This window comes from Streptomyces malaysiense, assembly GCF_000980885.2.
GTDB classification, from domain to species: domain Bacteria; phylum Actinomycetota; class Actinomycetes; order Streptomycetales; family Streptomycetaceae; genus Streptomyces; species Streptomyces malaysiense.
This window is the reverse complement of sequence record NZ_LBDA02000084.1, coordinates 22,035-30,455: the sequence shown is the minus strand read 5'-3', so window position 1 is coordinate 30,455 and position 8,421 is coordinate 22,035. Positions and strand designations below refer to the sequence as shown.

Genomic DNA, 8,421 nt, shown 5'->3' with positions numbered 1-8,421 from the left:
TCGGTGGCGTGGCGACCCTGACGAAATCGACCCTCCCCGTAGGGGTGCGCTCGATCCGTGCGGCGTACAACGGCGACGCGAACTTCAACACTTCCACCTCGCCGATCGTCAACACCACGGTGGACAAGGCCACTACGACGACGGCTCTGTCCTCCGCGCCCAACCCCTCGACCGTGGGGCAGACCGTGTCGCTGACGGCGACGGTCACCGTGGTGGCGCCGGGCGGCGGCACGCCGGCCGGTACGGTCAGCTTCTTCGACGGGGCGACACTGCTGGGTACGGGCACGCTCAGCGGGGGCGTGGCCACGTTCAGCACGTCCGCCCTCACCGCCGGGTCCCACGCGCTGACCGCCGCCTACGGCGGCAGCTCCGCCTACACCGCCTCCACCTCACCCGTGGACACCCACACCGTCATGTGAGTGAGGGCACCGGTTCCGGTCCTGGCCGACTCCGGCCGGGACCGGAACGCCGAAGGGCGTTCTCGGATACCGAGAACGCCCAGGTCAGCGTATTTATCGCTAGTGCGCCGCCAGGGACTCGAACCCCGGACCCGCTGATTAAGAGTCAGCTGCTCTAACCAACTGAGCTAGCGGCGCCTGCTGACAAGAGAACTCTACCTGACCCGTGGGGGTGCTTCGGACCACCGGGAGGTGGTCCACCGGTGGTCCGCCGGGGGTCCGTACATCATTCGGACCGTCAAAGTGCGCGTTCCGTAGACAGTTGAGAAACTGATCAACGTGCACACAAGCGGACAAAAACACCATGAATGTGAGGCGGATCGCATGGCCGCTCCGGCGTTCGAGGAGTTCGAACCCGCGCGCGACTGCGGCTGCCCCGGCTGTGTCCACCGGCGCCGCACCACTACCCGCCGGCCGCCCGGCCGCCCCGCCCACCTCCCCGCGAAGCGCGGGATGCTCGTGATGGCCGCCGTGTCCGCCGCCCTCGGCGCGGTGACGCCGGCGGCCGCCCTCCCGGCCGGTCACCCCCCGCCCCGCCAGGCCGCCTCCGGCGATGGCGAGCCCGACACCCCCCAGGGGGCCGAGGCCCCGCTGCACGGTCCCGGCGGCGGCTCCACCCGGCCCGGCGGCGTCCTCACCCCGCGCACCACCCGCAACGCCATCATCAAACGGGCCAAGTCCTGGGTGACCGCGAAGGTGCCGTACAGCATGGCCCGCTACTGGACCGACGGCTACCGGCAGGACTGCTCGGGCTACGTCTCCATGGCCTGGGGCCTGAACAGCAACCAGTGGACGGGCAGCCTCGCCGGGTACGGCGTGAAGATCAAGAAGTCCCAGCTCCAGCCCGGCGACATGCTGCTCTTCCACAACACCGCCAACCCCCAGAACGGCTCGCACGTGGTGATCTTCGGCGGCTGGACGGACTCCGCGCACACCCACTACAAGGTCTACGAGCAGACACCCCCGCACGCCCGGAGCCGGACCACGCCCTACCCCTACTGGAGCCACGCCGGCAGTTACGTCCCCTACCGCTACAAGGGCCTGGCCACCGGCAGCGCGGGCGCCGAGGCGGCCGGTGGCAAGACCTCCCCGGACTTCCCCGGCGCGGACTCCTTCGGACTCGGCGCGGTCAACGCCTACGTCACCGAGCTGGGGCAGATGCTGATGGCCCGGGGCGCGGCGCCGTACTACCCGAAGGGTCCGGGCCCGGCCTGGAGCGAGGCGGACCGGCGGGCCACCGAGGCCTTCCAGCGGGCCCAGGGCTGGGAGGACGGGGAGGCCGACGGGCTGCCCGGCCCGCGTACCTGGGAACTGCTCGCCTCCGGCCGGGGCCGGGACATCGCCCGGGGCGCGGTGGAGCCCGCCTCGCACGGCGTGTCCGGCTACCCCGGCAAGGGTTACTTCCGGCCGGGGCAGAGCAACGACTACGTCACCCGGCTGGGGGTCCAGTTGACCCGCAGGGGGTTCGGCCGGTTCTACGGCGACGGCCCGGGTCCGCGGTGGGGCGACGCGGACCGGCAGGCCGTGGTGGCCTTCCAGCGCGGTCAGGGCTGGCGGGGCGGCGCGGCCGACGGCTCGGTCGGCCCCGAGACCTGGCGCCGCCTGTTCTCCTGACGGCCTCGACCGCCGCACATCACCTGTCAGCTCACGTTCATGACGCATCTGGCGCGGAGGCTGGAGGCACGCATGAGTACGACCACCCACACACCGTCCGAGTCCGAGGGGCGCCCCCGTCCGGCCACGGTCACCGGCACCCGCCAGGCTCGGCTGATCCGCAACGAGTCCACCACCGAGATCCCGGTCCACCTGCTCTTCCGCGACGACCCCGAGGGCCGCGACCGCCCCGGAGGGGAGGAGCCCGCGCGGGTGCCGCTCAAGCCCGCCGTGGTGGGGCGCCGGCAGGGCACCGGTGAACTGCCGCGCGCGAGCCGCCCGGCATCGGCGCCGCGGCGCCCGCTGCCCCGGATCGACCCGGAGCTGACGGAACGGGAGGCGCGGGTGCTGCCCGGGGCGGCCGGCGTGCTCGCCGGGGCCTGCGGGGTCACCGGCTGCCTGGCCGCCTCCTGGTGGGCGGGGGTGCTGCCGCCGCTCGCCGCCCAGGCGCTGCGCCTGCCGGCGCCCGCGGGCGCGGGTCTCGGCCCGGCGCAGTGGGCGGCGTACGCCGGGGCCGGGCTGCTCGGCGCGGCCGGGTTCGGCGGGCTGGCCCGGGGGCGCACCGGACGGGCCTGGGTGGTGGGCCTGTTCGGCCGCTACCGGGGGACGGTGCGGCGCACCGGGCTGCTCTGGGTCAATCCGCTGCTGCGGCGCCGCTGGGTCGACGTACGGCTGCGGCACTGGCGCAGCGAGGCGATCCCCGCGACCGATCCGGGCGGCACGCCGCTGCGGGTCGCCGTGCTCGTGGTGTGGCGGGTGCGGGACACCGCGCGGGCGGTGCTCGGTCTGGAGGACCACGAGCGGTATCTGCGCGAGTGCGTGGAGGCGGCGCTGGCCCGGGTGCCGGTGGAGCCGGCGGGCGGTGGGCGGGGCGGGCCCGCGGCGGCGGGGGAGACGCTGACCCGGCTGGTGGCGGCACAGACCGCGCCGGCCGGTCTGGAGGTGTTCTCCGTGCAGCCGCTGCGGGTGGAGTACGCCCCGGAGGTCGCGGCCGCGATGGAGCGCCGTCGGATCGCCGCGCTGGACGCCCGGCAGCGGGCCAGCATGCTCAGCTCGGTGGTGGACTCCGTGGAGGACACGGTGACCCGGCTGACCACGAGCGGCCTGGTCGAGCTGGACGACTGCGAGCGCAAGGCGCTGGTACGGGATCTCACGGTGGCGTTCTGTGCCGGGCGCGGGGAGCGGGTGTAGCCGGTGGCGGCCGGGCCGGGAGGTCTCCGCCGCCGGGCCCGGCCACCGTCTCCGCCACTGGTATGGACACGCTCAAGTGCCGCCCATAGTCTGGGACTTGGTCTAGACCTTCCCCTGCACGGCTCAGTGAACCCCCCACGTTCTCCAGGAGCGGCAGTATGCGCATCAAGACCCGAATGTCCGCAGTCGTGCTCGGCGTGGTGACCGCCGGAGCGTTCGCGCTCTCCACCGGCGGCGCCAGCGGGCACGGCTACACCGACCTCCCCGTCAGCAGGCAGAAGCTCTGCGCCAACGGCACGGTCAAGGGCTGCGGCGACATCCAGTACGAGCCGCAGAGCGTCGAGGGCCCCAAGGGCTTCCCTGCCGCGGGGCCCGCCGACGGCCGGCTCTGCGACGGCGGGGTGGACCGGTTCGCCCAGCTCAGCTCGCCGACCACCCCGTCCGGCGCAGCCTGGCCCACCACCCAGGTGACCGGCGGGCAGTCGTACACCTTCCGCTGGCAGTTCACGGCCCGGCACGCCACGACGGACTTCAAGTACTACGTGACCAAGCAGGGCTGGAACCAGAACCACCGGCTGTCCCGCTCGGACCTCACCCTCACGCCGTTCCTGACGGTGCCCTACAACGGCCAGCAGCCGCCGGCGACGCTCAGTCACAGCGGCACCCTGCCGACCGGCCTGTCCGGACACCACGTGATCCTCGCGGTCTGGACGATCGCCGACACGGGCAACGCGTTCTACGCCTGCTCGGACGTGAACTTCTGAGGCACGCCGAGGCCGCGGGAAAACGGCGATGGCGGTCGGTGTTCGCGCTGTACGCGAAAACCGACCGCCATCGTCATGGTGCGCCGCCAGGGACTCGAACCCCGGACCCGCTGATTAAGAGTCAGCTGCTCTAACCAACTGAGCTAGCGGCGCTTGACTCTCGCCTTCCGCTCTCCGCGGCCGGCGACAGAGAAAATACTACCTGGTCCCGGGGGGTGCTCGTGACCACGTCCCCGTGATCCCCGCGAGCCCGGCGTGATCCAGACGAGAGGCCCTAGATGGCCAGCGACAGCAGCACCGGCGCCGCGCTCCGGTTCAGCGTGTCCGCGGCGCGCTTCAGCCGGTGCGCGTGCTCCAACGGGAGCGACACGGCCAGGCAGCCCACCGAGGCGCCCGCGGTGATCGGGACGGCCGCGCAGACCGTGCCCACGGCGTACTCCTGGAGGTCGAGCACCGGCACCGTCGGCGGCTGGGACTCCAGGCGGGACAGCAGCAGCTTGTCGCTGGTGATGGTGCGCGAGGTCAGGCGGGCCATCTTGTGCCGGGCGAGGTGGTCGCGGCGCCCGTTGTGGTCCAGCTGGGTCAGCAGGCTCTTGCCGACCGCGGTGGCGTGGGCCGAGTAGCGGAAGTCCACCCACTCGTTGACCGCCGGGGTGGCGGGCCCGGCCGCGTACTGGGTGACCTTGACCTCGCCGTCCACGTACCGGCTGATGTAGACCGCCGCGCCGACCGAGTCGCGCAGCCGGTCCAGCGTCAGCTGGAGCTTGTCGGCGAGGGCCCGCTCGCGGTCCTGGGCCGAGGTCAGCCGGCGCAGCGTGTCGCCGGTGACGTACGCCCCGCCGCCGATCTGCTCCACGTACCCCTCGCGGCGCAGCATCCGCAGCAGCGTGGTGAGCCGCTCGGGGCCGAGGCCGGTGTGCCGGGCCAGCTCGGTCCCGGTGACCCCGGCGGCGGTGTGCGCCACGGTCTCCAGCACGCGCAGCGCGTCCTGGGCGGAGTTGTACGGGGCGGTCGGCTCGTGCATCAGCGCCACGGTGGGTCCCCTCTGCGCTCGCTTGCTGGGCCGTGGATTCCGGACGGTGCGGCGATACCACGATAACGGGCAAACGGCCGCCGGGGAGGGGGCGTTGACAAGATTCCGGCTCGTCCCCCTCGTCCCGGCGGCTGTTCCGACTGGGACGAAGTCCCCCTGGCATATGCCAGGGTCATGCCCCAGTGGCTGGACCTCGCCCGTTGTCCGCGACCCTCACAGAACCGCGCCGAGGAACTCCCGGGTGCGGTCCTGCTCCGGGTCGCTGAAGATCTTCTCCGGGGAGCCGGACTCGATCACCCGGCCGCCGTCGAACATCAGCACCTGGTCGGAGATGTCCCGGGCGAAGCCCATCTCGTGGGTCACGCACAGCATCGTGATGTCGGTGCTGCGCGCGATGTCCCGCAGCAGATCGAGCACGCCCGCGACCAGCTCCGGGTCGAGCGCGGAGGTCACCTCGTCGAGCAGCAGCACCCGCGGGCGCATCGCCAGCGCCCGCGCGATCGCCACCCGCTGCTGCTGCCCGCCGGACAGCTGGGCCGGGCGCGCCCCGCACTTGTCGGTGAGGCCCACCAGCTCCAGCAGCTCCCGCGCCCGCTCCTCCGCCTCGTCCTTGGACAGGCCGAGGACCTGCACCGGCGCCTCGGTGAGGTTGCGCAGCACCGACATGTTCGGGAACAGGTTGAAGTGCTGGAACACCATCCCGATCTTCTTGCGCACCTCCCGGACCTGCTTCTCCGGCGCCGGGAACAGCGGTTCGCCGTCGACGGTGATGATCCCCTCGTCCGGTTTCGTCAGGGTCATCAGGAGTCTGAGGATCGTGGTCTTGCCGGAGCCGGAGGGCCCGATCAGGGTCACGTGCTTGCCCGGCTGGACCGCGAAGTCCAGTTGGTCGAGCACGGTGTTGGCGCCGAAGCGCTTGGTGACCCGCTCCAGACGGATCAGGTCGGCCGGCTGGGCGGCGGTGGCGGAGGGCTGGGTACGGGTCTCAACGGACAAGGCGTCGCTCCAGGGCTCGCAGGAGAAGGGAGGCCAGGTAGGAGATGAGGATGAAGGCCACGCCGATCACGGTGAGCGGCTCGGTGAACTGGAAGCGCTGCTGGGAGAAGAGCCGGGCCTGGCCCAGCATCTCCAGCACGGTGATCACCATCAGCATCGGCGTGTCCTTGAGCATGGAGATCACGTAGTTGCCGAGCGCCGGGACCACCCGGCGGATCGCCTGCGGCAGGATCACCGCGGTCCAGGTCCGCCGCCTGGGCAGGTTCAGCGCGGTCGCCGCCTCCCACTGGCCGACGGGCACCGCCTCGATGCCGGCCCGGTAGACCTGCATCGTGTACGTCGAGTAGTGCAGCCCGATCGCGAAGACGCCGGTGGACAGCGCGGAGAAGGTCAGGCCCCACTCCGGCAGCACGTAGAAGAGGAAGAACAGCTGCACCAGCAGTGGGGTGTTGCGCACGAACTCCGTGACCACCCCGACCGGCCAGCGCACCCACCGGGTCGGCGTCCGCATCAGCAGCGTCCACACCAGGCCGAGGGTGAAGGACAGCAGCGAACCCAGCGCCAGTGCCTGCAGGGTGACCAGCAGACCGTCCCAGAAGTGCGGCATGAAGTCGCTCACCGCGTGCCAGTCCCACTTCATGCGACACCACCGCCCACCCCGGTCGTCCGTGCCCGTTTCAGCTCACGCGCCGCGGGCTCCGTGCCGGCCTCCCGGCCGATCCCGGCCTTCAGCCGCTTCTCCAGGCCGCGCATCAGCCGGGTCAGCACGAAGGCGATCACGAAGTAGATGAGCAGCACGTACGTGTAGATCTCCGCGCTCTGCTGGAGCGCGAGGCGCACCAGGTTGGCGCTGAACGTCAGATCGCCCATGCCCATCACCGACACCAGCGCGGTGCCCTTGAGCAGCTCGATCAGCAGATTGCTGAAGGAGGGGATCATCTCCGGCACCGCCTGCGGCAGCACGATCAGCCGCATCCGCTGGGCCGGCGTGAAGCTCAGGGCGATCCCGCCCTCCTTCTGCGCCGGATCCACCGAGTTCAGCGCCCCGCGCACGATCTCGGAGCCGTACGCGCCGTACGTCAGACCGAGCGCCAGTGTGCCCGCCCACATCGGCACCAGCTGCCAGCCGAAGGCGACCGGCAGTACGAAGAACACCCAGAAGATCATCACCAGCGCGGAGGTGCCGCGGAAGATCTCGGTGTAGACGCCGGCCACGAAGCGCACGATCCACCGGTGGTGGGTGCGCGCCAGGCCGATCACGAAGGACACCGCGGCGGCCAGCAGCGCGCTGAACACCAGCAGCTGGACGGTGGTCCAGACGCCCTTGAGTACCAGTTCCCAGAGCCCCGAGGTCATCGCCCGCACAGCTCCTTCGCCGTCAGGTCCGTCATCTCGGCCTTGGTGAAGCCGAACGGCCGCAGGATGCGGAACAGTTCACCGCTCCGCTTGAGCTTGTGCAGCTCCGCGTTGAACGCGTCCCGCAACCGGGTCTCGGTCGGCCGGAACGCGAACGCCCCGCCGTCGATGTGCCGTTCGCCCTTGATCAGCGGCGCGAACGGCGCGGTCGCCTCCGCCTTGGCCGACTTCTTCACGACCTCGCGGGTGGTGAGCGCCGTACCGGCGAACACGTCGACACGGCCCGCCTCGACCGCGTTCAGCCCGGCCACCTGGTCCGGCACGATCAGGATGTCGCTCTGCTTGTAGCCCGCGTCGACGGCGTACTGGATCTCGGCGTACCCGGTGCCGGTGGCGAACCTGGCCTTCTTCGCGACGACGTCCTGATAGGAGTGCAACCCCTTCGGGTTCCCCTTGCGGACGATGAACGAATCCAGCATCTGGTAGTCGGGATCCGCGAAGATCACCTGCTTGCAGCGGTCGGCGTTGACGTACATGCCGGCCGCGACGACATCGAACTGCTGCGAGTTGAGGCCGGGTATCAGCGAGCCGAACTCGGTCGGCACCGGCTGCACCCGGTCCACTCCGAGGCGCTTGAAGACCGTCTTCGCCAACTCGGGCGCCTCGCCCGTGAGATGGCCGTTCTTGTCGATGTACCCGAAGGGGATCTCACCCGCGATCCCGAGCCGTACGACGCCCTGTGCGCGGAGCCGGTCGAGCAGTTCGCCGCCGTTTTGGCCCGCGGCGGCCACCCGGGCGCAGCCCGCGGCACCCAGTGCCCCGAGCGCCGCGACGGAGCCGAGCAACGTCCTTCTGCTGGGTCTGTGTTGTGGCCGGAAAGTATGTCCGTCGTTCCCATGTGGTGGAGCCATGGCGGCGCGGCTACCCAAGCTGATCCGGGGTATGCGCCCTGGTTTTCCGGCCGCACGAC

The 8,421-nt window shown here is 71.3% G+C and carries 9 protein-coding genes and 2 tRNA genes; 4 read left to right on the top strand and 7 right to left on the bottom strand.

Annotated elements, in window-relative coordinates:
* The coding region (locus VT52_RS29795; RefSeq protein WP_206306640.1) for an Ig-like domain-containing protein at positions 1 to 419 on the top strand (419 nt) is incomplete at its 5' end.
* Between the two features lie 103 nt (positions 420 to 522).
* On the opposite strand, the gene VT52_RS29790 is transcribed toward VT52_RS29795, so the two are convergent.
* Positions 523 to 596: transfer RNA gene (locus VT52_RS29790), tRNA-Lys, on the bottom strand.
* A 186-nt stretch (positions 597 to 782) separates the two neighbouring features.
* On the opposite strand from VT52_RS29790, the gene VT52_RS29785 reads away from it, so the two are divergent.
* From VT52_RS29785 to VT52_RS29775, 3 genes are all read left to right on the top strand, one after another.
* The gene (locus VT52_RS29785; RefSeq protein ID WP_046416596.1) at positions 783 to 2,072 is read left to right on the top strand and encodes a peptidoglycan-binding protein; all 1,290 of its coding nucleotides are present in this window, start codon (positions 783 to 785) and stop codon (positions 2,070 to 2,072) included.
* 72 nt (positions 2,073 to 2,144) lie between these two features.
* The gene (locus VT52_RS29780; protein WP_046416595.1) at positions 2,145 to 3,302 is read left to right on the top strand and encodes an SPFH domain-containing protein; all 1,158 of its coding nucleotides are present in this window, start codon (positions 2,145 to 2,147) and stop codon (positions 3,300 to 3,302) included.
* A gap of 158 nt (positions 3,303 to 3,460) precedes the next feature.
* Positions 3,461 to 4,066, top strand: a complete 606-nt coding sequence (locus tag VT52_RS29775) for a lytic polysaccharide monooxygenase auxiliary activity family 9 protein (protein WP_046416593.1) — start codon at positions 3,461 to 3,463, stop codon at positions 4,064 to 4,066.
* Positions 4,067 to 4,142: 76 nt separating this feature from the next.
* Here VT52_RS29775 and VT52_RS29770 read toward each other — a convergent pair.
* The 6 genes from VT52_RS29770 to ehuB all read right to left on the bottom strand — a co-directional run bounded on the left by VT52_RS29770 (position 4,143) and on the right by ehuB (position 8,362).
* A tRNA-Lys gene (locus tag VT52_RS29770) sits at positions 4,143 to 4,219 on the bottom strand.
* 121 nt (positions 4,220 to 4,340) lie between these two features.
* Positions 4,341 to 5,099 (bottom strand): IclR family transcriptional regulator, encoded by a 759-nt coding sequence (locus VT52_RS29765; RefSeq protein WP_046416592.1) that lies wholly within the window; start codon positions 5,097 to 5,099, stop codon positions 4,341 to 4,343.
* Between the two features lie 213 nt (positions 5,100 to 5,312).
* A complete protein-coding gene (ehuA, locus tag VT52_RS29760; protein WP_046416591.1) occupies positions 5,313 to 6,095 on the bottom strand; it encodes an ectoine/hydroxyectoine ABC transporter ATP-binding protein EhuA in 783 nt (260 codons plus the stop codon).
* Positions 6,085 to 6,735 carry an ectoine/hydroxyectoine ABC transporter permease subunit EhuD gene (gene ehuD, locus VT52_RS29755; RefSeq protein WP_046416589.1) on the bottom strand — a complete coding sequence of 217 codons (651 nt, stop codon included), beginning with the start codon at positions 6,733 to 6,735 and terminating at the stop codon, positions 6,085 to 6,087. Before ehuD ends, ehuA begins: the two co-directional genes overlap by 11 nt.
* A complete protein-coding gene (gene ehuC / locus VT52_RS29750) occupies positions 6,732 to 7,451 on the bottom strand; it encodes an ectoine/hydroxyectoine ABC transporter permease subunit EhuC (protein WP_046416603.1) in 720 nt (239 codons plus the stop codon). The genes ehuD and ehuC overlap by 4 nt, the downstream gene beginning before the upstream one ends.
* Positions 7,448 to 8,362: an ectoine/hydroxyectoine ABC transporter substrate-binding protein EhuB gene (gene ehuB / locus VT52_RS29745; RefSeq protein ID WP_046416587.1), complete on the bottom strand. Its 915-nt coding sequence runs from the start codon at positions 8,360 to 8,362 to the stop codon at positions 7,448 to 7,450. The genes ehuC and ehuB overlap by 4 nt, the downstream gene beginning before the upstream one ends.
* Positions 8,363 to 8,421: the final 59 nt, after the last annotated feature.